Origin of the sequence: Amycolatopsis sp. CA-126428 (assembly GCF_002904335.1) — a bacterium.
Classification (GTDB): domain Bacteria; phylum Actinomycetota; class Actinomycetes; order Mycobacteriales; family Pseudonocardiaceae; genus Amycolatopsis.
Window position 1 is genome coordinate 31,617 of record NZ_PPHF01000149.1, and the last position, 25,397, is coordinate 57,013.

A 25,397-nucleotide genomic window follows, 5' to 3' on the forward strand; every position below is an offset into this window, starting at 1 on the left:
GAACCACCCGGGGCGGGCGGCTGCCGCCCGCCCCGGGGCTCACAGCTCGTGGGCCGTCGTGTCGTCGGTCGTCACCAGCAGCGCGCTCCAGGCCGCGGCCGGGCTGATGTTGAGCAGCACCGCGCGGCCGTCGAACTCTCCGGTTTCCCGGGCGCTCGACAGGTTGAAGAACACGTCGTTGGGCCCGAGGTGACCGCAGCGGGCCAAGTTGCCGAAGCACGCCTTCGCGATCGGCACGCCGAGGGCCTCCGACCAGTTCCGGAACGCCGCCGTGGACAGGTTCTGGGTGAGCCAGCACGGGACGTCGTCGAGGCTCAGGCCGTTGCGGCCGAGCAGGCGGGTCACCAGCGCCCGCAGCCGGTTGCGGGTCTCCACGGCCAGCCGGAAGGAATAGGCCGCCGGGTCGGTGCACTCTTCCCGCCACCGCGCGAACTCCTCGTCGCGGTATTCGACGCGGAACAGGTCCGCGTAGGCGCCGTTCGTCTCGAGCAGGATGTCCCGGATCCGGAGATTTCCCTGACGGCGCAGCAGAAGCGCGCCACCGCTGTCGCCGTTGACCGTGACGGGGTGGCGGTAGCGCCCGGGCGTCGCGGGCTTGCTCCCGTGCAGGACGAGCACGTTCGCCAGGTCCGGATCGGAGCGCAGCAGCCCGCCCGCGGCCAGCAGAGCCGGGGTGAGCGACGCGCAGCCGAGGCCGCCGACCGAAAACGCCATCGCCCGCCCGGCGCCGAGCATCGCCTGCAGCCGGGTGGCTTCCGAGCTGACCAGCGTCTCCGGGGCCCGCGGCTCCACCGTCAGGACGACGTCGACGTCATCCGCGTCGAGGCCCGCGGTGGCCAGCGCCCGCCGGCCCGCGCGGGCGGCCAGCTCGGCCGCGGTGAGCGTGTCGTCGGCGGGCACCCGGTCGACGCCCAGTGCGGCGCAGGTCGCGCGCTCGACGTCGGACAGCGTGGCCAGCTCCGGCAGCTCGGCGACGGCGAGCGCGGTGTCCGGCAGGTACCAGGCCGACGCGGCGAGCGCGATCACTTGAGTTCGGTGAAGGCGCCGAGGATTTCGTCGGCGAGCGCGTCCAGCCGCTCCTGGCCGGCGCCGCCGGCCACGGCCAGCCGCAGCGCGCCGTCGCGCACCGCGCTGGTGACGACCAGCGGGAACCAGGACGCGACCGCGCGCTTGAGGTTCACCGAGAGGTCCCAGCGGGTCCGCAGGAGCCGGACGCCGGAGTCGAACGCCGAAGTGTCGCTCGGCCCGTGCAGCACCAGGACCTCCGGTTCGGGCAGGGCGCGCAGCCGCGCGGTGCCCGGCGAGTCCGGTGAGAGGTGGCGCAGCATGCCATAGCCGACGCCGTCGTTCGGCACCGACCGTGCGCGGTCGGTGATCTCCGGCAGGCAGTCCCGGGCCGTGGTGCCCGGCTCGACCGGCAGCACCAGCGGGTGCAGCGTGGTGAACCAGCCCACCGACGGGCCGCGCCCGGCGAGCCGGAACGGGTTGGGGGTGGCCTCCCCTTCGGTCATCACGAACGCGCTCGGCGCGTCCTGCCACCGGGCCAGGCCGCAGGACACCGCGCACAGCGCCGCCTCCCGGCCCCGCGCGCCCCCGGCGGACAGCAGCGTCGCGACGGCGGGGTCGTCCAGGGTGCGGGCGGTGATGCCGTCGCCGGGCGAGCCGCCGATCGTCCCGGCGGCGGCGCCGGCCCGCAGCGTCGCCGTCCAGTAGGTCAGTTCCGCCGCGAGGTCGTCCGAAGCGGCCATCGCCCGCAGGTGCTCGGCCCACTCCCGCCAGCGCGGCGGCCGCGGCGCCGAAGCCGGGGCGCGGCCCGCCGCGAGGTCGGCCAGCAGCACGTCCAGGTCGTCGAGAACGACCACTGTGGACATGTTGTCGAAGACGAAATGGTTGACCAGCAACACGAGCAGCCCGCCGCGGGCGCGGCCGCGGTCGTAGTGGCGGACGCGGAACAGCGGCCCGCGCGCGGGGTCCATCTCCGCCTTCATCGCCAGGCAGTCGTCGGCGACGATCCCGAGCTCCTCGTCGGTGGTCAGCGGCGGGAGCACCATGGTGTCGAACACGTCCGCCACGCTGACGTCGGCGACCTCGAGCCGGGCGCCCAGTGCGTTGCGCCGCACCCGGTAGCGCAGCGGTTCGTGCAGGGTCAGGAGGTGCCCGATCGCCGTGCGGACCGCGGCCGCGCCGATCCCGGGCGTGGTTTCCACCGTGTGCACGTCGACGAAGTCCCCGACGTCGTCCGGCATCCGGTGCAGGAAACTGAGCATGATCGGGGTGGGCGGGATCAGCTGGAGCGGCTCGGGCGTGGCGGCGGCGACCGGCGCCGCGGAGGGCACGGGGTCCGGGCCGTCGACGACGGCGGCGCGGGCCAGCTCGCCGAGCGTGCGGCACTGCAGCAGCTGCTGCGGGGTGAAGTGGACGCCGTCCTTCGCCGCCCGCGCGGCCACCCGGACGCCGAGGACCGAATCGCCGCCCAGGTCGAAGAAGTTGTCCTTCGGCGAGACCGGACCGGCGGTCAGCAGGTCCGCGCAGATCGCGGCGAGGACCCGTTCGGCGTGGGTGACCGAGTCGTGGTCCACGAAGGAAGGTGCGGCCATGGCGGGCTCCCGGTGGCTGGTGGCGGGGACCGGCTCGCCGTCGACGGCCGGCAGTGCGTCGAGCGGGCAGCCGGGTTCGCGCAGCACGGCGTCGAGCAGGCCGGGCAGCAGGCGGGCGAGCGCGGCGGCCGTTTCCCGGTCGAACAGGGCGGTCGCGTACTCGAAGTAGCCGTCCATCGGCCCGTCCTGCTGGTCGATGACGCCGACGGTCAGGTCGAACTTCGCGGTGCCCGGCGCGATCCCGGCGATCGTGCCGCTGTCGGAGAAGCGCGAGCAGCCGAGGCCGCCCAGCTCGGCGGTGTCCTGCGGGACGTTCTGGTAGGTGTAGGCGACGTCGAACAGCGGCTGGCGGCCGGGTTCGCGGGGCCCGCACACCGCCGAGACGATCTTCTCCAGGGGGATCTCCTCGTGGTCGAGGACCTGCGCGACGGTGTCCGCGCAGCGCCGGACCAGATCGGTGAACGACAGCGATCCCTCGACCCGGGTGCGGAACGGCGGCAGGTTGTTGAAGTACCCCATGAGGTCGTGCGTCGCCGGGTGCGTCCGGCCGGAGGTGGCCACGCCGACGACGACGTCGGTGAACCCCGCCCAGCGGTGCAGCAGGGCGTCGACCAGCGCGAGCATCGTGACGAACGTCGTCACGCCGTGTTCGCGGCTGAACTTGCGGGCGGCCTCGGCCGCCGGTTCGGCCACGGTGAACTCCACGAGGTCGCCGTCGAAGGTCTGGGCCGCCGGGCGCGGCCGGTCCAGCGGCAGCTGCGCGGTGGGTGGCCCGGCCAGTGCGGTGCGCCAGAACCGCAGGCCGCGGTCGAGGGTCTCCCCCGTCAGCCGCGTCCGCTGCCAGGCCGCGAAATCGGCGAACTGGAACGGCAAGCCGGGGAGGTCCGGCGCCCGCCCGGCCAGCCGTGCCTGGTACAGCTCGGTGAAGTCGCGGAAGAAGATCGTCGGCGACCAGCCGTCGAAGACGATGTGGTGGTAGGTCCACAGCAGGACGTGGTCGTCTTCGGCCAGGCGCACCAGGGTGATCCGGACCAGCGGGCCGGTGGCCAGGTCGAACGGGCGGACGGCTTCCGCCTCGGCCAGCTCGTGCGCCGCGGCCTCCCGCTCGGCTTCGGGCCGGGTGCTCAGGTCGTGCACGACGAGCCGGGGCCCGGGTTCGGCGAGCCGGGTGAACGGCACGCCGTCGTCGTCGGGGATGCAGGTGCGCAGCACTTCGTGCCGGGCGAGCAGGTCGTCCACCGCGCCGGCGAGCGCGGCTTCGTCGAGGGGGCCGGACAGCCGGAGGTCGTGCGGGATGTTGTAGAGCGCGCTGCCGGGGTTCAGCCGGTCGAGGTACCACAGCTGTTCCTGGCCCGCCGACAGCGGCAGCGGGCCGCCGCGCGGCAGGACCGTGATGGCGGGGAGGTCTTCGGACGGGCCGCGCTCGGCCCGCACGGCTTCGATGCGGGCGGCGAAGGCCCGCACGGTCGGGTGGCCGTACAGGTCGGCGAAGGTCAGCTCGACACCGAAGTCGCGTTCCATGGTCCGCAACGCGGTGATCGCCGCGATCGACGTCCCGCCGAGGGCGAAGTAGTCCGAGGTCCCGGTGAGCTCGTCCTCGCCCAGGGCCCGCGCCCAGATCCCGGCGACCCGGCGCTCGGTGTCCACATCGGACACCGGAGCCGGCGGAGGTTCCGGAGCGCGGGTGCGAACGGCCGGGGCGCCCGGCCGGCGGCACCAGCAGCGGACGCTTTCGAGCGGGTAGGCCGGGGCTTCGATCCGCGGCACGACGGCACCGGCGTAGTGGCGGTCCCAGTCCAGCCGGACACCGAGCCGGTAGAGCGACACCAGCTGCCGCAGCACCGCCCGGCGGCCGGCACCGGCGATCAGCTCGACGCAGCCGAGCTCGGGGGCCAGGCGGCGCATCGTCCGCGACAGCACACCGCCGGTGCCCAGTTCGACCAGCACCGCGCCGTCGCGGACGAACCCGCGGACCGCCTCGGCCAGCCGGTCCGAGTCGAGCGCGGCCCCGACGGCCCGGTCCGCCGCGGCCGCCAGGCCGTCCTCGAGGGACAGTTCGCCGCGCGCGATCCGCACCGACAGGTTGCCGGCGCCCGAACCGACGAGGTGGGTGTCGGGGACGCCCAGCGACCGGGCCAGCCGGTGCAGCGCGTGGTGCACGGCGACCAGCCGGGGGCCCGGCTCGGCGGGCAGCGGGTCGTCGCCGAGGACCGGCCAGGCCGCACACAGGTCCGCCCAGAGCTCGGGTTCGACGCCGCCGTCGCCGGAGAAGAGCAGCACGACCGGCGGATCGTCCGCGGCCGGTGCGTCCGGGACGGCGGCCGACCGCAGCGCCGCAGCGAGGCCGGCGGGTTCGTCGGCGACCACGGCGAGCCGGAACGGGTGGTCGTCGCGGCCGCGGTTCATCGCGTGGCCGATGGGGAGCACGCCGTGCCCGCTCTCCCCGGCGAAGGCAGCGAGGCGGTCGCGATAGGTGGCGAGGGCGGACGCCGACTTCGCCGACACCGTCACCAGGTGGCTCGTCTCCGCCGGCTCGGCGGGCACCGCGGGCGGCGGGGGCTCCTCGACGATGGCGTGCACGTTGGTCCCGGTGAGCCCGAACGAGCTCAGGCCCGCGCGCCGCGGGCGGCCTTCCTCCCACGGGCCGAAGGCCGGGTTGACCCGCACCGGGCCGCCGAAGTCGATGAGCGGGTTGGGCGTCTCGAAGTGCGCGGTCGGGTACCGGACGCCGCGCCGCACGCTGAGCAGCACCTTGACCAGCCCGGCGACCCCGGCGGCGTTGTCCAGGTGCCCGATGTTGCCCTTGATCGAGCCGATCGCGCAGGACGAAGTCGTCACCCCCGCGTCGAGGAACGCCTGGCGCAGGGCCTCGACCTCGACGACGTCGCCGAGCGGGGTCGCCGAGCCGTGGCACTCGACGTACCCGACGGTGGCCGGGTCGACGCCGGCGTCGCGCCAGGCCGCGGTGATCACCTCGGTCTGGGCCGCCCGGCTCGGCGCGCTCATGCTGGCCATCCGGTAGCCGTTGTGGTTGACCGCGATGCCCTTCAGCACGGCGTGCACGTGGTCGCCGTCGGCGAGCGCGGCGGGCAGCGGCTTGAGCACGACGATGCCGCCGCCTTCGCCGCCGACCGCGCCGGTGGCCTTCTCGTCGAACGGGCGGCACCGGCCCTCGGGCGACTCGACGCCACGGACCGGGACGTGCCCCGCCATTCGGATCGGTACCGGCCGCACGCTGACGCCGCCCGCCAGGGCCAGCTCCGCGGCCCCGCTGCGCAGCAGGGCGACGGCGTGGGCGATCGCGACCAGGCTGCCGCTGCACGCGGTGTCGAGGACGAGCGCGGGCCCGGTGAAGTCGTGGCGGTAGCTGATCCGCGCCGCGAGTGCCGCCCCGATGATGCCGAGGATCTGCTGCGGATCCTCCTCTTCGAAGAGGTCTTCGTAGTCACTGCGCGAACTCCCGAGGACGACCGCGGTGCGCGATCCCCGCAGGGCCTGCGGTGCGTAACACGCGTTCTCGAGGGCTTCGTGGGCCAGCTGCAGGATGAGCCGCTGGTGCGGGTCCATCCAGGCGGCTTCGGCCGGTGGCACGCCGAAAAAGCGGTGGTCGAAGCGGTCGATCCGGTCGAGGTAGCCCATCGGCAGGTAGCCGGGTCCGGCCGCGAACCCGTTCTCCCGCAACCGTTCCGCGGCGGGCTGGCCGACCACGTCCCGGCCGTCGGCGAGCAGGTCGTGCACGGCGTCCGGCCCGTGGGCGCCCGGGAGCAGGGCGGCCACCCCGATGATCGCCACGTCGTCGTTGCGCACCGCTCCGACCTCCTAGAGCTCGTAGTCCTTCGGCGGGTTCAGGCCGCGGTCCACCGCCCGGCCCAGTGCGGCGAGCGTGGGGTGCTCCAGCATCAGGGCCAGCGCCCCGACCGTGGGGTTGTCGAACAGCGCCCGCGGCGGCAGCGCGGTGCCGAAGTCCGCGCGCAGGCGGGCGGTGACCCGCAGGCACAGCAGGGAATCGCCGCCGAGGGCGAAGAAGTCGTCGTCGACGCCGACCTGCTCGACCGCGAGCACGTCGGCCCAGATCCGGCTCAGCGCCCGCTCGGTGGCGGTGCGGGGCGCGAGGTAGGCCGGGTCGTGGCCGACCGGTCGTTCCGGCACCGGCCGCGCCGGCGGGCGATCGGGCGGCGGTGCGGTCTTCCCGGCCGGTTCGCGCAGGAGGTCCACGAGTTCGCCGGCGAGGGCTTCGGCCGTGGCGGTGTCGAACAACGCGGGGTCGTAGCCGAGCCGCAGGCTCAGCGGTTCGTCGTCGCGCGCGCTGCCGTGGGCGACGAGGACCAGGGGGTAGTTGGTGATCTCCAGGGCGGTCAGCTCCGCCACGTGCAGCCCGCGTTCGGCCAGGGCTTCCCGGTCGAACGGGTAGTTCTCGAAGACGACGATGCTGTCGAAGAGGGCCGTCTGGGCGGGCAGCCCGCTCCAGCGGCGCAGCGCGGCCAGGGAGACGTGCCCGAACCGGCGTGCCTCGGCCTGGTCGGCCTGCAGGCGCCGGAACCAGCCGGGCCGGTCTTCCGCCTCCGCGACGGTGACGCGGACCGGCACGGTGTTGACGAACATCCCGACGATGGTGTCCACGCCGGGCAGCTCGGGCGGGCGGCCGGACACGACCGCGCCGAAGCAGACGTCCGGCTCGCCGCCGTGCCGGGCGAGCAGCCGTGCCCAGCAGCCCTGCACGACGGCGTTGACGGTCACCCGGTGCCGCCGCGCGAAGGCGGCCAGCCGGGCGGAGTCCACAGCGGACAGCTGACGGTCCACTGTGGATGTCGAGCGGGTGCGGTGCGCCCGGCCGGGTGGCCGGTCGTAGGGCAGCCGGGTGGGCGTGAGTCCGGAAAGGACCTTCCGCCAGTGGGTTTCGGCCGCTGCCGCGTCCTGCCGGGCCAGCCAGGCGAGGTGGTCGGCGAACGGGCGGCGCGGCTTGGCGGGCACTCCCGAGAGGTGGGCGAGGACGTCGGTGAGCACCTCGAAGACGCTCCAGCCGTCGAGGAGGACGTGGTGGAAGGTCCAGAGCGTCCGGATCCGGGTGTCGTCCAGCCGGATCAGGGTGACCCGCATCAGCGGCGGCACGGCCGGGTCGAGCCCGGCTTCGCGATCGGCGGCGAGCAGCTCGGCTTCGCCGGGTGCGCTCCCGTCGTGCACGGTCACCGGCAGGGTCACGGCCCGGTGCACCACCTGGACGGGCTCGCGGACATCGGTCCAGCGGATGGCGGTCCGCAGCGCGGGGATCTCGTCGACGGCCCGTCGCCAGGCGCGTTCCAAGGCGGCCGGGTCACCGGCGCCGGCGAGGGTGAAGCAGATCTGCTCGAGGTAGGTGCCGGGTTCGGACAGGCTGTGGAACAGCATCCCGGCCTGCATCGGCGTGAGCGGGTAGACGTCCTCGACGTGGCGGCCGTCGCCGAGGAGCCGGTCGAGTTCCGGCTGAGTGGCGGCGGCGAGCGGGAAGTCGGAGGGGGTGCGGCCCCCGGCCCCCGGTTCGGTGCAGTGGGCGGCGATTTCGCGGAGGGCGGCGAGCACCTCGGCGGCGAGCCGGGTGACGGTGTTGGGGTCGTGCGCGCCCGGGGAGTAGGTCCATTCGAACTCGAGTTCGCCGCCGGCGGTGACGGCCGCGGTGACGTCGAGCCGGGCGGTGCCGGTGACGTGCGGTGCGCGGCTCAGCCCGATGGCGGAGGGAGCGCCCCGGAACAACTCGGTCCCGGCGGCACCGTCCCGCCCCTCCCCGCCGAGCCCCGACCCGGCGCCTTCGGGCTGCTCGGCGTCGGCCAGGTCGAAGCGGCCGAGGTAGTTGAACGCCGCCACCGGCCGGGGGTCCGGCAGCTCCGCCTTCCCCAGGTACCGCAGAGCCCCGTAACCCACGCCGCGATCCGGGGTTGCCCGCAGGCACTCCTTCACCGACTTCAGCACCGCGCCCCAGCCGCCCTCCCGCGGGATCTCCACCGGGCACGGGTACAAGCTCGTGAACCACCCCACGGTCCGGGAGAGGTCCACGTCGCCGAAGATCTCCTCGCGGCCGTGGCCCTCCAGTTCCAGCAGCACCCCGTCCTGCCCCAGCCACCCGGCCAGGACGCGGCCGAGCGCGCTCACCAGCACGTCGTCGATCCGGGTGCGGTACGCGGCCGGGGTGTCGCGCAGCAACGCCGCCGTCTCCGCCGGGCCGAGCCGGGCCGTCACCGCGCGGGGCGGCCGCGGGTCGCCGCCGGGCGATGCCCCCGGCGCCGGCCGCCGCCAGTGCGGGAGCTGATCGTCGAAGCCGCCCGCCGCCACGTGCGCAGCCAGCCGCCGCGACCAGTCGCCGAACGACGTGGTGCGGGGCGGCAGCTCCGGCGGCCGTCCGGCGCGGGCCGCGCGGTAGGCCGTGCGCAGGTCGGCGAGGAGGATCCGCCACGAGACGCCGTCCACGATCAGGTGGTGGGCCGCCAGCAGCAGCCGCGAGCCGTCCAGCACCGCCGTGAACAACGCGCCGCCGTCGAGCTCGAAGAAGTCCATAGTGGACACCGATCCGACGCGGAACACGTCGGCGGGAACGGTTTCCGCGTACTCCTGCCGCCAGGAGTCACCGACCCGGCGGAACCGCAGCCGGAGGGCGTCGTGGTGGCCGGCCAGCGCCGCGATCGCGGTGCGCAGCGCCGGGTGGTCGACGTCCGCGGCGAGTTCGGCCGACACCCACTGGGTGAAGTGCCCGCGGTGCTCAGTGACCGTCTCGAAGAACCAGTGCTGGATCGGCGACAGCGGTACCGCGCCGGCCGGCCGGGGCGCCTCGCGGGCAGCCGGTTCCTCCCACACCCCCGCCGCGGCCAGCTCGGCCGGGGTCTGCCGGAGGAAGACGTCCTTGGCGCTGAGGCGCAGCCCGAGCTGCCGGGCCCGGGCCACGACCTGGATGCCGAGGATCGAGTCCCCGCCCAGCTCGAAGAAGTTGTCCCGCGATCCGACGCGCTCGACGCCGAGCACCTCGGCCCACACCCGGGTCAGCAGCTCCTCGGCCGGGCCGCGGGGCGCGGTGCGGGTCCCCGCGGCCCGCGGCCGCGGCGCCGGCAGCGCCCGGCGGTCGAGCTTGCCCTGCGGCGTCAGCGGGAACCGGTCCAGCAGCACCAGCGCGCCGGGGACGAGGTGGCCCGGCAGGCTCTTCCCCAGGAACTCCCGCAGCGCACCGGGCTCCACCGGACGGCGTGGCACGACGTACCCGGCCAGCCGCTTGTGGCCGGGGGTGTCCTCCCGCGCCAGCACGGCGGCCTCGGCGACGTCCGGGTGCCGCCGCAGCGCCGCCTCGATCTCGCCCACCTCGATCCGGAAGCCGCGGATCTTGACCTGGTCGTCGGACCGGCCGAGGAAGTCGAGCACCCACTCCGCGCCGGCGCGCCAGCGGACGACGTCCCCGGTGCGGTACAGCCGGGTGCCGTGGCCGAAGGGGTCGGCGACGAACCGGTCGGCGGTCAGCCCGGGCCGGTCCAGGTAGCCGCGGGCCAGGCCGCTCCCGCCGACGTACAGCTCGCCGGGCACCCCGGCCGGCACCGGGTCGAGGTGGCGGTCGAGCACCAGGCAGCGGGTGCCGGTGATCGGCCGCCCGATCGGCACCGGCCGGTCGCCGTCGCCGGCCCGGACCCGGTGGCAGGCGGTGAACGTGGTGTTCTCGGTGGGCCCGTACCCGTTGACCAGCTCCAGGTCCGGCCACCGGTGCAGGACCGCCGCGCACTGCCGCGGCGAAAGGACGTCGCCGCCGGAAACCAGCCGCCGCAGCCCCGCGAACACCCCGGGGTCGGCCGCCGCCACCTCGTGGAACATCCCCGCGGTCAGCCACAGCGCGGTGACGCCCTCGGTGCGGACGAAGGCGCCGAGGGCGTCGACCGACGGGACGTCGTCGGGGTCGATCGCCAGCCGCGCCCCGGACAGCAGCGCGCCCCAGATTTCCAGCGTCGACGCGTCGAACGAGAGCGGCGCGTACTGCGTCGCGACGTCGTCCGGGGTGAGCCGGGCGTACGGGTCGGCGCACAACCGGGTGACCGAACGGTGCCCGATCAGCACGCCCTTCGGCCGGCCCGACGAACCCGAGGTGTAGAGGACGCAGGCCAGGTTCTCCGGCCGGGCCCGGCGCGGCGGGGCGGCGCCGGGCGTCCCCTCGGCGTCCGCGATCAGCACACGGACCCCGCGAGGGACCCGGTCGCGCACCGCGTGCGTCGTGACGACGGTCGTGGCCCCGGAATCCGCCAGCAGCAACGCCAGCCGCTCGTCCGGGTAGCGCGGGTCGAGCGGGACGTAGGCGCCGCCGGCCTTCAGGATGGCCAGCATGCCGACGACCGCGTCGATCCCCCGCGGCACGCACAGCCCGATCCGGACGTCCGGCCCGGCGCCGGCCGCGATCAGGCCGGGCACGAGCCGGTTCGCCCGCGCGTCCAGCTCCCGGTAGGTCGACGCCGTGCCGGCGCAGGTCACCGCGAGGGCGTCCGGGCGCTCGCGGACGCGCTCGGCGAAGACGTCGGGCACGGTCAGCCCGGGCCCGTCCGCCGTCGAACGGCCCACCGCCAGCAGCTCACGTCGTTGCGCGGGCGCGGGGAACGGCAACCGGGACAACCGGCGGCCGGGATCGGCGGCGATGCCGGCGAGCAGGGTGAGCAGGTTTTCGGCCAGCCGCCGGATCGTGCCGGCGTCGAACAGCTCGGTGCTGTACTCGGCGGTGGCCCGCAGGCCGCCGTCCCGCGGCTCGAACTCCAGCGTGAGGTCGAACTGCGCCGAGCGCCGGGGCAGGTCGAGCTCTTCGACCGCCAGCCCGCCGAGCTCGGGGACCGCCGAGGGCGCGTTCTGCAGCACCACCATGGTGTTGATCAGCGGTGAGCGGCTCGCGTCGCGATCCGGGGCGAGCAGCTCGACCAGGCGGCCGAACGGGACGTCGTCGTGACCCATCGCGTCGAGCACCGTCGAGCGGACGCCGGTCAGGAAGTCGGCGAAGGACGGATCTCCGGCGCATCGGGAGCGGAGCACGACGGTGTTGACGAAGAAGCCGACGAGGCCGGCCAGCTCGTCCCAGGACCGGCCGGCGGTCACCGTGCCGATCGCGATGTCGCGCTGCCCGGTGTAGCGCGCGAAGAGGACCTGCGTCGCCGCGATCAGGGTCATGAAGAGCGTGGCGCCGCGCTCCCGGCCGAGCGCGGCCAGCCGGGCCGTCACGGCGGCGGGCACGGTGAACCGGTGCGTCGCGCCCGCCGTTCCCCGCACGGCGGGCCGCGGCCGGTCGGTGGGCAGCTCGAGCGCCGGCACCCCGGCCAGCTGCCGTTCCCAGTAGGCGATCCGGTCGTCCAGCTCGGGACCGGCGAGCCGGTCGCGTTGCCAGGCGGCGAAGTCGGCGTAGCGCAACGGCGGCGCGGGCAGCTCGGCCGCCGGGTCCGAGTACAGCCGGCCGAGCTCGCCGGCGAGCACGCCCATCGACCAGCCGTCGGTGACGATGTGGTGCAGCACCAGCAGGAGCAGGTGGTCGTCCTCGCCCAGCTCGAACACGATCGCCCGGAACAGCGGGCCGCGGGCGAGGTCGAACGGCCGCTGCACCTCGGCGAGCAGCTCCCGTTCGACGTCTCCGGCGGCACGGACGTCCGGCCGGATCTCCGGCGGCGGCCCGGCGACCTGGACGCCTCGCCCCCGCACGGTGGGGAACGTCGTCCGCAGCGATTCGTGGCGTGCGGCCAGCGCGGTCAGCGCCCTGGCCAGCGCGTCGACCGAGAGCGGCCCGCGCAGCCGGAACCCCGCGGCGGTGTTGTATTCGGCGCCGCCCGGGGCGAGCTGGTCGAGGAACCAGAGCCGTTCCTGCCCCGACGACAGCGGCAGTGCGGTGCCCGGCGCCGCCGGCACCGGCGCGTGGCCGGCGTGCGCGGCCGGCAGGGCGGCCGCGAGCCCGGCGACCGTCCGGTGCTCGAACACGGCCTGGGCGGGCAGCGCGGTGCCCAGGCGCCGGTTGAGCGTGCCGGCCACCCGCATGGCGAGGATCGAGTCCCCGCCCAGCTCGACGAAGTCGTCGTCCGCCCCGACGCGGTCCAGGCCGAGCGCCTCGCGCCAGACGCCGGCGACCAGCTCCTCCGCCGGGCTCCCGGGCGCGGCGCCGTCGCCGCCGGGGCGGCCGGGCTCGGGCAGGGCTTGGCGGTCGACCTTGCCGCTGCCGGTCAACGGCAGGGCGGCCAGCTCGACGAACCGGGCGGGCACCAGGTGCTCCGGGACGCGGCCGCGCAGGTAGGGGCGCAGCCCGGTCACGGACGCGGTCTTCGGCACGACGTAGGCGACGAGGTGGTCGGCGTCGCGGCCGTCCCGCCTCGCCACGACGACCGCGGCGGCCAGTCCGGGGTGGCCCAGCAGGGCCGTTTCGGCGTCGGCGGGATCGACGCGGATGCCGCGGATCTTGACCTGCCCGTCGGCGCGGCCGAGGAAGTCCAGCAGGCCGTCGTCCCGGCGGCGCACGCGGTCGCCGGTGCGGTACATCCTCGAGCCGGGCGGCCCGGCCGGGTCGGCGACGAAGGCGGCGGCGGTCGCGCCGGGCCGGCCGAGGTAGCCGCGCGTCAGGCCGGGCCCGGCCAGGTGGAGCTCCCCCTCCGCGACCGGCCGCAGCCCGGCGTCCAGCACCTGGGCGCGGGTGCCCGCGACGGGCCGGCCGAGCACCGCGCGGCCTTCGGGGACCGCGTCGCAGACCAGACTGTCCACTGTGGTCTCGGTGGTGCCGTAGGCGTTCACGACCACCACCCCGGCGGCCGCCAGTGCGGCACCGAGGTCCGGGCCGACGGGCTCGCCCCCGGTGACGACCACGCGCGGCCGCGCCGGACCGTCCAGCAGGCCGGCGAGCAGGAGCATCCGGAGGTGGGAGGGGGTCACGTCGAGCACGTCGGCCCGCGCGGCGGCCAGCGCGGCGACGGTCGCCCGCGGGTCGGCCCGGTCCAGCACGTGCAGCTCGTGCCCGGCGAGCATCCACAGGAGCGGAACCCAGGAGGCGTCGAAGGACAGGGCCGCGGTGTGGGCCACCCGCAGCCGCCCGCCCGCGGTGGCGAAGATCCCGGCGTGGTGGGCGGCGAAGAGGGCGAGGAGCCCGCGGTGGGTGCCGAGCACGCCCCGGGGCCGCCCGGTCGAGCCGGAGGTGTAGAGGACGTAGGCGAGGTTGTCGGGCCGGATCCGCGGGACGGCGAGGCCCGGGTGATGGCCGCCGCCCGCCACGAACACCGGCACGCACCCGGGTGGCAGGCTTCCGGCCAGCTCCGGCTGGGTCAGCACCAGCGCGGCCCCCGCGTCGGCGAGCAGGGCGGCGCGGTGCCGGGCCGGGTGCGCCGGGTCCAGCGGGACGTACGCCGCCCCCGCCTTCAGCACGCCGAACACCGCCACCACCATGTCCGCGCCGCGCTCGGTCAAGAGCCCGACCCGGGTCTCCGGGCCGGCCCCGTGCGCGATCAGCCGCGCGGCCACTTCGTCGCTGCGGGCGGCAAGTTCCGCGTAGCTCAGCCGGGCGCGGCCGCACACCACCGCGATGTCCGCGGGGGTGCGGGCCACCCGGTGGGCCAGCAGGTCGCCCACGCTGTTCAATGGTCCGGTCGTGGTAGTCATCCCCAGAATTCCCATGCACGGTGCCGGAATCCCGGCGGTGCCGAACTCCGGATACTTCCAGCGGCTTCGCGCCCCCGGCAAGCCGCCGATCGAGGGATCGGCCGTCACTGTCCATAATTGCGGCCGACCACAAGGGAAATTGATCGTCCAAGATGGACACTCCAAATTCCGGTCAGGCGATTAGGCCGTTCGGCGCCGCCGGTGCGCCGCGGACCGTGTTAGCTTCGGACGGGGGAATTCGTCGAGGGAGGGCGCGTGGCAGGCCACCAGCCGGTGCACACCGGCGTCACCGCCGAGGAGATCTTGGCCGATCTGACCGGCTTCTTCGCGACCGCGACGGCCGGGAACACCCCCGGCCCCGACGAGGACTACTTCGCGCTGGGGCTGGTGAATTCCCTGCTGGCGCTCGAGCTCGTGGCGCACGTCGAACGCCGGTTCGGCATCGAAGTCGCGGTGGCGGACCTCGACCTCGACAATTTCCGGACCATGAACCGGGTCACCGCTTTCGTGCTCCGGAAAAGATCGGCCGGAATTCCGTGACCACAATGGACTCCGCCGCGTTCGCGGCCGGACTGCGCCCGGAAGCCGCGGAGTGGGACGCCCGCGGCGCCCTGCCCGCCGAAGTCGTCAAAGCCGTGGCGCACGCCGGTTTCCTGGCCGCCGACCTGCCCGCCGCCGCCGGCGGCGCCGGGTGCACGCAGCCCCAGCTCGGCGCGCTCTGCGCCGACTTCGGCGGGGTGTGCAGCGCCTTGCGCGCCCTGCTCACGGTGCAGGGCATGGTCGCCGCGGCCGTCCTGCGCTGGGGCACCGCCGGACAACGCGCCCGCTGGCTGCCGGCCCTCGCGCGCGGCGACGTCCTCGCCGGGTTCGCGGCCACCGAAGCCGGCGCCGGCACCGAGCTGTCCGCGGTGACGACGTCCGCCGAGCGCGCGGGCGGGCAGGTGCGCCTGCGGGGCCGCAAGCGGTGGGTCACCTTCGGGCAGCTCGCCGACGTCTTCCTGGTGCTCGCCACCTGTGCCGGCCGGCTCGTCACCGTGCTCGTCGAGGCCGACCGGCCGGGGATCACGGCCGAACCGGTGCGGGGCCAGCTGGGGATGCGCGCGGCGCAGCTCGCCCACCTCGGGTTCGACGGCGTGCTCGTGCCCGCCGAAAACCTGCTCGCCCCACCGGGATTCGGCCTGTCGCACGTCACGGCGACGGCGTTGGACCACGGCCGGTTCACCGTCGCCTGGGGCTGCGTCGGCATGGCGGAAGCCTGCCTGCGCGCCGCCGCGGCACACGCCGCCGGCCGCGTGCAGGGCGACGTCCCGCTGGCCGGGCACCAGACCGTGCGCGCACTGCTCGGCCGCAGCCTGGCCGACACGAGTGCCGCGCGTGAGCTGTGCGCCCGCGCCGCGGCCCTGCGGGAGAACGGCGATCCGGGAGCCGTCGCCGGGACCGTGCTGGCCAAGTACGCCGCCGCCCGGTCGGCCGCCGCGGTCGCCGACCGGGCCGGGCAGGTGCTCGGGGCGGCCGGCTGCGCGGAAGACAGCCTGGTGGGCCGGTTCTTCCGCGACGCCAAGGTCATGCGGATCATCGAAGGCTCCGACGAAGTCGCCGAACAGCAGCTCGGCGAGTACGCCTTGCGGTGGCGGCCGTGACCACCGTCAAGTGCCTGGTCTGGGACCTCGACGACACCCTCTGGGACGGCGTCGTGCTCGAAGGCGACCGGCCCCGGCCGTTCCCCGCCGCGATCGAGGCGCTGCACACGCTGGACCGGCGCGGCATCCTGCACGCCGTGGCGGGCCGCGGCGAGCTCGCCCGCGCCACCGGGCACCTGGCCGAACACGGCTTGGCGGAGCTGTTCTGCGCCGTCGAAGTCGGCTGGGGCGAGAAGTCGGCGGCGATCCGCCGCATCGCCGCGGAGCTGAACATCGGCCTGGACACCATCGCCTTCGCCGACAACGACCCGGCCGAACGCGCCGAGGTCGCCGCCGCGCTGCCGATGGTGCGCTGCTACCCCGCCGAGCGCGTCGGCGAGCTCGCCGGCCTGACGGAGTTCCGGCCGGCGCTGGTGACCGGCGAGTCGCGCCGGCGCCGCCACCGGTACCTCGCCGAACGCTCGCGGGCCGCGGCCGAGCGCGCGTTCCCCGGGTCCCCGCCCGAATTCCTCGCCTCGCTCGACCTCACGATGACCGTGCGCGCCGCCACCGAAGCGGACTTCGGCCGCGCGCACGAGCTCACCCTCCGGACCCACCAGCTCAACACCACCGGCCGCACCCTCGACTCGGCCGAGCTGCGCGCCCTGTGCGCGACCGCCGACCACGAGGTGCTCGTCGCGGACGTGACCGACCGGTTCGGCGCGCACGGCACCGTCGGGCTCGCCGTGCTCCGCCACGACGGCGCCGACGTCGTCCTCGAGCTGCTCCTGACGTCGTGCCGGGTGCTCAACCGCGGGATCGGCACCGTCCTGCTCGGCCACCTCGTGCGGGATGTCCTAGCGCGCGGACGGCGTCCGGTCGCCCGCTTCGTCCCGACGGCGGCCAACCGGATCATGCTGGTGACGCTGCGGTTCGCCGGGTTCGAGCCGGCCGGCGCGGGAGTGCTGGCCTTCGACCCGCGGCGGCCGCCACCGCCGCGGCCCGGGCACGTCCGCATCCTCGACGGGAGGGACCGGTGAAGATCGGGATCGTGGGGGCCGGGGTGATGGGTACCGGGGTCGCGCAGTGCTTCGCCGCGGCCGGGCACGACGTCGTCGTCGCCGACGCCGACCCGCGAGCGCTGGACCGGGGCCCGGAGCGGATCCGAGCCGGCCTGCGGATGGCGGCGCTGCTCGGCGACCGCCCGCCGGCCACGGTCCAGGACCGAATCCGCTGGACCGGCCGGCTCGCGGAGCTGAGCGGCAGCGAATTCGTCGTCGAATGCGCGGCGGAACGGCTGGCCGTGAAGGAAACGCTGTTCGCCGAACTGGACCGGCTCTGTCCCGCCGCGACGATCCTCGCCTCGTGCACGTCCGCCGTCCCGATCGGCCGCCTCGCCGCGGCCACCGCCCGCGCGGACCGCGTCATCGGCACCCACTTCATGAACCCGGCGCCGCTGAAGGACACCGTCGAGGTGGTCCGCGCGGCGGCGACCGGCGAGGAGACCCTGTGCGCCACCACGGATCTGCTGGCCGGCCTCGGCAAACGCGCGATCGTGGTCGCCGACGGCCCCGGGTTCGTCGCCAACCGCGTGCTGATGGCCACGATCAACGAGGCGATCGCGACGGTCGGGGACGGCATCGCCGACGCCGGCACGGTCGACCAGGTCTTCGAGAAGTGCTTCGGCCACGCCATGGGCCCGCTGCGCACCGCCGACCTCATCGGGCTCGACGTCATCCTGGACACCTTGGTGGTGCTGCTCGAGTGCACCGGACAACCGATGTACCGCCCGTGCCCGCTGCTGACCGAGCTCGTCGGCACGGGCCGGCTGGGCCGCAAAACCGGGCGGGGCCTGCACGTCTACCCGGCGGGCTGATCCCGCGAGATCGCCCCGCTCCGCCTCGGCAGGAACCGTGTCGTCCCTCCCATCACGCGGGACGAACACCAACAGTGCACGATCCGGCTGCCGGGCCTCGCGTACCCGGAAGGTCGGCTTGCGTACTCGGAAGGTCGGCTCGCGTACCTGGAGGGTCGGCTCGCGTACCTGGAGGGTCGGCTGGCCGCGAGACCGGGCGGGGCCTGCACGTCTACCCGGCGGGCTGAGCCGCGGCCGGCATCAGTTCGAGCGTCTCGTCCGCCAGCCGGTCCGCGCCCTCGCGGAAGTCTTCGTCGAGCTTGCGGAACAGCGTCTCGGCCTGGAAGGCGGGCCAGTCGCGGGGCAGGTGCCCGGCCGGCAGGTGCGGATCCCGGCGGACGACGTGCAGCCAGTCCGAGTGCAGCATCAACCGGCGTGTCAGGTCGTCCGGGAACGCCGGCTTCCCGCCGTCCCACTTCTCCGTGAAGTCGTGGTAGCGCGCGGCGATCGTCGCCGTGTCGAAGGCTTTGCGGACGAGCTCGGCCGCTTCCGTCGGCTTCGCCGGGTGCGCCGTGAAGACGGTGACGTGCCCGTCGAGGCCGAGCTGTTCGACGATGGCCGTGACGTCCCGGACGCCGGGGGCGACCCACAAACCGTTCTGCAGCAGGCCGAAGCCGGCCCAGGTCAGCTGCCGGCGCAGGTCGTGCCGGTCGCCGCGGCGGGTGTCGGGCAGGGAGAAGCCGACCAGGGTCCAGCCGCCGTCCTCGGCCCGGTTGACCGCGCCCGTCTCCCAGATCCGCCGCCTGCCGTCCTCGAGGACGGCGGCGAGGCGCTCGCTGAGACCGAAGTAGACCTTCCGCCCGTGCCGGTGGCGGGTCAGCAACCCGCTGCCCGCCATGCGGGTCAGCGTCGAGCGGACCGCTTCCTCCGAGACGCCGACGCGGCCGAACACGTCGATCACGCTGCCCGAGTAGATCGCGCTCGCCCGGCCGAGCAGGTGGATGCCCAGGAACGTGAGCATGACGGACTTCGGGCGGGGCCCGGAGCCGGTCTCGGCGGGAAGCGTCACGGACGTCAGCCTACTGCGTCTCTGGTTACCGATCCGGCCACAGCCACGGCCATCCAGCTCTGTGGCAACAGCTAATCGCCGCTTGGGGGTGGCCTGCTTTTGGCCGGATCGGTAACCGGGCCAGTTGATGTTGGGCAGATTGTTGACGGCCGTCATGCCTCTGACTAACGTTGGGGCCCGCTCCCCCGTCGTCCGCACCCGGACGAACCCGCCCCTCCGCCGTGCCCAGCCCCCAAAGACGAGGGTCACCTCCCCATGAGCACTCAGCTCCGCAGAGCGGTCGCGTCCAGCTTCCTCGGCAGTCTCATCGAGTACTACGACTTCCTCCTCTACGCCACGGCGAGCGCGGTGGTCTTCGGCAAGGTCTTCTTCGCCGACCTCGATCCGGCACTGGCCACGGTCGCCAGCTTCGGGACGTTCACCACCGGCTACCTCGCCCGCCCGCTCGGCGGCCTGATCTTCGGCCACTTCGGCGACCGCCTGGGCCGCAAGCGGATGCTCGTGCTCACCATGACCCTGATGGGCGTCGCGAGCTTCCTCATCGGCCTGCTGCCCGGCTACGACCAGATCGGCCCGATCGCCCCGCTCGGCCTGGTCCTGCTCCGCGTCGTCCAGGGCATCGCGGTCGGCGGCGAATGGGGCGGCGCCGTGCTGATGTCCGCCGAACACGCGCGGTCCCGCCGCGGCCTGTGGGCGGGCTTCACCAACGCCGGCGCGCCGAGCGGCATGGTCGTTTCGACGCTCGTCATGTCCGCCACCGCCGGGCTCACCTCCGAAGCGGACTTCCTCGCCTGGGGCTGGCGGATCCCGTTCCTGCTCAGCATCGTGCTGCTCGCCGTCGGCCTGTTCGTGCGCTCCCGCGTCGACGAGACGCCCGCGTTCCTGGCCGCCCGCAAGGAAGAACGCCGCCGGCTCCCGGTCGTCGCCGTGCTGCGGGACCACCCGCGGGTGCTGCTGCTGAGCGTCGGCGTCGGGCTCGCCGCGTTCGTCGTCCAGGCCACGCTCACCACCTTCGTGCTCGCCTACGGCGTCCAGCACGGGCACCCGCGCCAAGAGGTGCTCAACGCGCTCACCCTGTCGTCGGCCTGCGCGGTGGCCGGGATCCTGCTGTGGTCGGCGCTGTCCGACCGGATCGGCCGCCGCCCGGTCGTGCTGGCGGGGGTGGCCGCCATGGCGGTCTTCGGGTTCCTGCTGTTCCCGATGGTCCGCAGCGGCAGCGGCCTGCTGCTGGTGCTGGCGCTGGTGATCGGCCAAGGCGTGATCCACCCGATGATGTACGGCCCACTGGCCGCGCTCTACTCGGAGCTCTTCGCCACCGAAAACCGGTACACCGGCGCGTCGCTGGGCTACCAGCTCGCCGGGCTCGGCGCCGGGTTCGCCCCGCTGATCTTCGCCGAGCTCCAGCGCGCCAACGGCGGCGGTTCGACCAGCCCGGTGTCGTGGACCATCGCCGCGTTCTGCGTCCTGTCCGCCGGCTGCGTGCTGGCGCTGCGGGAAACCCGCCACCGCGACCTCACGCCGGAGCCGGCCGTCCCCGCGGCCGTCCAGCGGGAAGGAAACCGACGATGAGCAACTGGCTCCGCCGGATCGGCGCCCTCGCCGTGACGACGCTGACCGCGTTCGGCCTCACCACGGGAAGCACGGCGCAGGCCGCCACGCCCGCGCACTACACCGGCGTGCTGCCGGACGGCGCGAGCTGGGTGGCGGACGTGCCGGGTGCCTGGAACGGGACCGTCATCCTCTACAGCCACGGCTTCGGCCCCCTGCAAGCGCGCGACGCCCCGGACGAGCCGACCGGGCAGGCCCTGCTCGCCGCCGGCTACGCGCTCGTCGGCTCGTCCTACAGCGGGCCGTCGCTCTGGGCGCTCGCCTCCGCGCCGCGCGACCAGTTCGCCTCGCTCGACGCGCTCGTGCGGAAGATCGGCGAACCCCGGCGCACCATCGCGTGGGGCACGTCGATGGGCGGGCTGGTCAGCGCGCTGGAAGCCGAGTCCGGCGACCGGCGGCTCGACGGCGCGCTGACCACGTGCGGCCTGGTCGCCGGCGCGCTGAACCTGAACGACTACCAGCTCGACGGCGAATACGCGCTGTCCCGCCTGCTCGCGCCGGCGCAGCCGGTGAAGCTCGTCCGCTACGCGAGCGCCGAGGAAGCGAGCGCGGCGGGCGCGGCGCTGACGAAGATCGTCACCGACGGCCAGGGCACCGCGGCCGGCCGGGCGCGGATCGCCCTCGGGGCCGCCCTGATGAACACGCCGCCGTGGCTGACCGGTGACGCGCCGCCCGGGCCCGCCGACTACGCGGGTCAGGAGCAGCAACAGCAGCAGGCCCTGGCGCAGTTCGTGCTCGGGTTCGTGGTGCCCGGGCGGTACCAGATCGAACTGGCGGCCGGCGGGAACAGCGCGTCCAACGCCGGCGTCGACTACCGCGCGCTGCTGTCCGGCAGCCCGCTGGCGCGGCAGGTCCGGGCGCTGTACCGCACCGCGGGCCTCGACCTCGACGCCGACCTGGCCGAGCTGACCCGCCACGCGGACGTCACACCCGACCGGCAAGCCGTCGGCACCCTGGCCCGCACGTCCACGGCGACCGGGCGGCTGCGCGTTCCGGAGCTCACCATCCACACCACCGCGGACCACCTGGTCCCGGTCGAGCAGGAGAACTGGTACGCCCACCGGGTCCGCGCGGCCGGGCGGGAACCGCTGCTGCGCCAGGCCTACGTCGGCGCGGCCGGGCACTGCGCGTTCCGGCCGTCGGAGACCCTGGCGGCCCTGCACGCCCTGGAATCCCGCATCGGAACCGGGCACTGGCCCGACCTCCGCCCGGAACGCCTCAACGCGGCCGCGGCCGCACTCGGGGACCCCGGCCGCTACCTCCGCTACACGCCGGCGCCGCTCACCGGCAGCTTCGACCGCCGCTGAGGCAGGGGGCGGCCGTCCTCGCGGCCGCCCCTTGCGTTACGGTAAATGATTGCTTTCCTAACTTGCATTTGATGTTAAGTCACTGAGTCCCTAGCGTGGTCGGCATGAACCTCACCGTCCTCGCGGCGTCCGGCCGGACCGGCCTCGCGCTCACCCGGGAAGCCCTCCGGCGTGGCCACACCGTCACCGCCGTCGCCCGGGATCCCGATCGGATCGCCGTTCCCGACTCGCCGCACCTGCACAAGGTGGCGGGCGACGTCGACGACCCGGCGAGCCTCGCCGTCGCCGCCGGTTCGACCGTCCTTTCCGGACTCGGCACGGACCGGGCGGGCGTCCTGCTGGCGGGGGCGAAGGCGGTGGTCGCCGCCGGGCCGCAGCGGATCATCTGGCTCGGCGCGTACGGCACGGGGAAGTCGGCCGAGGTGGCCGGCGAAGCCGCCGGTCAGCTCGGGACGATGCTGGGCGACCGGCTCGGCGACAAGGTCGACGCCGACGGGACGATCCTCGCCGCGGGCGGCACGGTGTTCCACGCCGGGTTGCTCACCGACGGGCCGGAAAGCCCCGGGCGGCGGACGGTCGGGCTGGACGCCGGGCCGCCCCTCGACTTCGCCGCGGTGATCAGCCGGGCGACCGTCGCCGCGGCGATGCTCGACGAGGCCGAAACCCCGCGTTTCGCGGGCACGATCGCGCTGCCGCTGCCCGAGTAGCAAGCGCCCCGAGGCGGCTTCGGGTGCGGTGAACGCAGGGACACCTCGGGGACGGCGGGGCTCAGCCGTCGCCGGTGAGGTGTCCGAGGACCGCCCGCACCTCGGTGCGGAGCCAGAGGTGGGCCGGGTCCGAGTCGTAGCGCTGGTGCCACGTGCAGCAGATCTCCGCGGCCGGGGATTCGGCCGGCAACGGGCGGGTGATCAGCCCGAACGCGTCGATCAGCGAGCGGCCGAGCAGATCCGTGCAGCTGACCAGTGCGTCGCTGTGCACCGCCAGCTGCAACGCCGTGGCGAGGGTGGCCACCGAAGCGATCACCCGGCGGCGGAGGCCTTCCGCGGCCAGCACGTCGTCGATCGGGGCGGTGAGCCGGCCGCGGCGGGAGACCAGGACGTGCGGGTGGGCCGCGAACTCGCGCAGGTCGAGACCTCCGGCCGCCGGGTGGCCCGGGCGCATCGCCACGACCAGGTGGTCGTGGCCGACCACCTCGGACCGGAACTCGGGCAGGTGCGGCCGGCCCCCGCCGATCTCCAGGTCGACGCGGCCGTGCCGGAGGTCGTCCGTGTCCGCGGAGTGCTCGGCCAGCACCCGCAGCTGCACGCCGGGCGCCTGCTCCTGGAGTTGCCCGGCCAGCACCGGGATCACCGACATCGCGAGCGCGTCGTGGCACTGGATCGTGAACGTGCGGTCCAGTTCGGACAGGTTCAGCTCGCGGGCCGGCAGGAGCACCTCGCGGGCCCGCCGGACCAGCTGGTGCACGTCCTCGCGGATCGCCATCGCGTACGGCGTGGGCACCATCGTGTGGCCGGCGCGGACCAGGATGTCGTCACCGGTCACCGCCCGCAGCCGGCCGAGGGTGCGGCTGACCGCGGGCGAGGACAGGTGCAGCCGCTCGGCCGCGCCCATCACGCTGCTCTCTTCGAGCAGCGCGTCGAGCACCGTGAGCAAGTTCAAGTCGAGTTGCACGAACCCAAGACAACCACAGGAGATGGGACGAACCATGAGCCAGGACCTGCTCACCGCCACCGCCACCGCCGCCGCCGTCCGCGAGGCGGGGGCCCGGATGCTGGAGCGCTACTCCCCCACGTCCCGCCCGTCCGGGCTGACCGAGCTGCTGGCGAGCCTGCACGCCAACGACACCGCCGTCACCGACGTGCTGCGGCCGGCGTTGACCGCGATCCGGCCGGAGGCGCGGTGGCTCGACGACGAACACGGCTCCGGGCCGATGCCCGCGGGCGAGTGGTGGCTCATCGACCCCATGGGCGGCAACATGAACGCCGTGCAGGGCATGCCCGACTGGAACATCGGCGTGAGCCTCGTCCGCGACGGGCGTCCCGTGCTGGCCGTGCTCTTCTTCCCGGTGCTCGACGAACTGTTCACCGCCCGCGAAGGCGGCGGGGCACACCTCAACGGCGAGCCGCTGCGGGTCTCCGCCAAGACGTCGCTGGACGGCGCGCTGACGGGCACCGGCCAGGCCCAGGCCGGCCAGGACGCCGAGCTCCTCGCCCGGATGGGCGCCTCGTTCACCGCGATGTCGGAAGCGGCCCTGTACGTGCGGATCTCCGTCCCGGTGACCCACCAGCTCGCCCAGGTCGCCGCCGGCCGGATGGACCTGCACTGGCAGTTCGACAACGTCCGCTCCCACGCCGCCGGCGTGCTGCTGGTCCAGGAAGCCGGTGGCGTCGTCACCGACCTCGACGGCGGGCCGTGGGACCTGACGAGCCGGGCGTACCTGGCCGCCGCGCCCGGGGTGCACGCCGCCGCGCTGAAGATCCTCACCGCCTGACGGCGCCGGGTCACGCGGTGATGAGGTCGCGCGCCTTCTTCACGACCGGTGGGGGGCCGCCGTCGTAGTCGTAGTTGCTGAGGATCACCGTCACCCAGTCGGTGTCCGGGTACATCTGGAAGTCGGTCGACGTGCCGGGGGCGCCGCCCCCGTGGCCGGTCACCCACTGGCCGCCGATCAGCAGCGTCACCGGGCCATAACACTGGAAGGCGACGTGCGGGGCCCCGGGCGTCCCGCCGGGCGGCGGCGGGCCGGGCTGCGGCGGAGGCGGCACCTTGCCGCTCAGCGTGATGCCGGTGAAGGCGCGGTCGAGCAGCTTCGAACCCTGCAACGCGGCTGCGAAGCGCGCCAGGTCGGCGCACGTCGTGAAGGCGTCGCCGGCGGGAGTGCCGATGTACAGCCGCTGGTCGATCGTGTCGGCGCGGCCGCCGGACGGTTGTTTCGCATAGGGGTGCGCGATGCGGGGGTCCGTGTGCCACTGCGGCCTGGTGTAGAAGTCCGTGGTGGTCATGCCGGCCGGGCGGAACACGTGCGCACGCACGTACTCGTAGTAGGAACTCCCGGACACCTGGGCCACGATCGCGCCGAGCAGGTGGTAGGCCGCGTTGCTGTAGCGGGACCCCGCTCCGGGCGCGAACTCCAGCGCGGTGCGCCGGATGTACTCCGTGGTTCCGTTCATCACCCGGTCGGCGTCGGTCCAGGTGAGCGCTTCCTCCAGGTACCCGGGCATCGTGAAGGTGTCGCCGAAGCCGGAGGTGTGGGTGAGGAGGTGGTGGACTTGCACCGTGTCGGCGATCTCGGCCGGGAACCCGCTGAGGAACGTGCCCAGCGTGCTGGTGTACGCGATCTTGCCGGCCTGGACGAGCTGGGCGATGGCCACCGCCGTGAAGAGCTTCGTCACCGAGGCCATGGCGAACAGGGTGTCCGGGCCGTTGGGCGCGGCGTCGTTGGCCCGGCCGTAGGACCTGGCCAGCACGGGCCGTCCCCGGTGGACCAGCAGCAGGCTGCCGGAGAAGGCGTCCATGGCCGCCTGTTCCCCGGCGAACCGGTCGAACGCGCGCACGTCGACGGAGGTGGGGCCGAGGGCGGTGCCGGAGGCTGCCCCGGCGAAAGCACCGGTGGCGAGCATCGCCCCGGAGGCGCCGAGCGCGCCCAGGACGGATCGTCGTGTCGTGGTCATGGCCGAAGGTCTACCGGGCCCGGCCGATCGGGGACCGATGGCCGGTCCATACGTGAGCCATATGCCGCGC

At 74.6% G+C, this 25,397-nt stretch carries 14 protein-coding genes; 8 read left to right on the forward strand and 6 right to left on the reverse strand.

Going from position 1 to position 25,397, the window contains the following annotated elements:
* Positions 1-39: 39 nt before the first annotated feature.
* The 3 genes from C2L58_RS36695 to C2L58_RS36705 are packed head-to-tail and all read right to left on the reverse strand — an operon-like array spanning position 40 to position 14,198.
* The gene (locus C2L58_RS36695) at positions 40-1,026 is read right to left on the reverse strand and encodes a 3-oxoacyl-ACP synthase (RefSeq protein ID WP_103342240.1); all 987 of its coding nucleotides are present in this window, start codon (positions 1,024-1,026) and stop codon (positions 40-42) included.
* Positions 1,023-6,404, reverse strand: coding sequence for a condensation domain-containing protein (locus C2L58_RS36700; protein ID WP_103342241.1), 5,382 nt, complete (start codon positions 6,402-6,404; stop codon positions 1,023-1,025). Before C2L58_RS36700 ends, C2L58_RS36695 begins: the two co-directional genes overlap by 4 nt.
* 12 nt (positions 6,405-6,416) lie before the next feature.
* Entirely contained in the window at positions 6,417-14,198 is a 7,782-nt protein-coding gene (locus C2L58_RS36705) for a non-ribosomal peptide synthetase (RefSeq protein ID WP_233226146.1), read from the reverse strand.
* A gap of 255 nt (positions 14,199-14,453) precedes the next feature.
* Between C2L58_RS36705 and C2L58_RS36710 the strand changes: the two genes are divergently transcribed.
* From C2L58_RS36710 to C2L58_RS36725, 4 genes are read left to right on the forward strand one after another with little or no spacing between them, the layout of a single operon-like run.
* Entirely contained in the window at positions 14,454-14,738 is a 285-nt protein-coding gene (locus C2L58_RS36710) for an acyl carrier protein (protein ID WP_103342243.1), read from the forward strand.
* A 5-nt stretch (positions 14,739-14,743) separates the two neighbouring features.
* Positions 14,744-15,838, forward strand: coding sequence for an acyl-CoA dehydrogenase family protein (locus C2L58_RS36715; RefSeq protein ID WP_103342244.1), 1,095 nt, complete (start codon positions 14,744-14,746; stop codon positions 15,836-15,838).
* Positions 15,835-16,857: an HAD-IIIC family phosphatase gene (locus C2L58_RS36720; protein WP_233226147.1), complete on the forward strand. Its 1,023-nt coding sequence runs from the start codon at positions 15,835-15,837 to the stop codon at positions 16,855-16,857. Before C2L58_RS36715 ends, C2L58_RS36720 begins: the two co-directional genes overlap by 4 nt.
* A complete protein-coding gene (locus C2L58_RS36725; RefSeq protein ID WP_103342246.1) occupies positions 16,854-17,693 on the forward strand; it encodes a 3-hydroxyacyl-CoA dehydrogenase family protein in 840 nt (279 codons plus the stop codon). Before C2L58_RS36720 ends, C2L58_RS36725 begins: the two co-directional genes overlap by 4 nt.
* Positions 17,694-17,904: 211 nt before the next feature.
* Here C2L58_RS36725 and C2L58_RS36730 read toward each other — a convergent pair whose 3' ends face one another.
* Positions 17,905-18,741, reverse strand: a complete 837-nt coding sequence (locus C2L58_RS36730) for a PaaX family transcriptional regulator (protein WP_103342247.1) — start codon at positions 18,739-18,741, stop codon at positions 17,905-17,907.
* A gap of 255 nt (positions 18,742-18,996) precedes the next feature.
* Between C2L58_RS36730 and C2L58_RS36735 the strand changes: the two genes are divergently transcribed.
* The 3 genes from C2L58_RS36735 (at position 18,997) to C2L58_RS36745 (ending at position 22,363) form a co-directional block, all read left to right on the forward strand.
* Positions 18,997-20,310, forward strand: coding sequence for an MFS transporter (locus tag C2L58_RS36735; RefSeq protein ID WP_103342248.1), 1,314 nt, complete (start codon positions 18,997-18,999; stop codon positions 20,308-20,310).
* Complete coding sequence (locus tag C2L58_RS36740) at positions 20,307-21,656, forward strand: alpha/beta hydrolase family protein (RefSeq protein ID WP_103342249.1); 1,350 nt, start codon at positions 20,307-20,309, stop codon at positions 21,654-21,656. Before C2L58_RS36735 ends, C2L58_RS36740 begins: the two co-directional genes overlap by 4 nt.
* A gap of 104 nt (positions 21,657-21,760) precedes the next feature.
* Positions 21,761-22,363 (forward strand): NAD(P)-dependent oxidoreductase, encoded by a 603-nt coding sequence (locus C2L58_RS36745; RefSeq protein ID WP_199191630.1) that lies wholly within the window; start codon positions 21,761-21,763, stop codon positions 22,361-22,363.
* A 61-nt stretch (positions 22,364-22,424) separates the two neighbouring features.
* Here the strand turns inward: C2L58_RS36745 and C2L58_RS36750 are convergent, their stop codons facing one another.
* Positions 22,425-23,327 carry a LysR family transcriptional regulator gene (locus tag C2L58_RS36750; RefSeq protein WP_103342251.1) on the reverse strand — a complete coding sequence of 301 codons (903 nt, stop codon included), beginning with the start codon at positions 23,325-23,327 and terminating at the stop codon, positions 22,425-22,427.
* A 34-nt stretch (positions 23,328-23,361) separates the two neighbouring features.
* Here C2L58_RS36750 and C2L58_RS36755 point away from each other — a divergent pair, with 34 nt between their 5' ends.
* Positions 23,362-24,147 carry an inositol monophosphatase family protein gene (locus C2L58_RS36755; RefSeq protein WP_103342252.1) on the forward strand — a complete coding sequence of 262 codons (786 nt, stop codon included), beginning with the start codon at positions 23,362-23,364 and terminating at the stop codon, positions 24,145-24,147.
* Between the two features lie 10 nt (positions 24,148-24,157).
* Here C2L58_RS36755 and C2L58_RS36760 read toward each other — a convergent pair whose 3' ends face one another.
* Complete coding sequence (locus tag C2L58_RS36760; protein ID WP_103342253.1) at positions 24,158-25,327, reverse strand: serine hydrolase domain-containing protein; 1,170 nt, start codon at positions 25,325-25,327, stop codon at positions 24,158-24,160.
* Positions 25,328-25,397 lie beyond the last annotated feature (70 nt).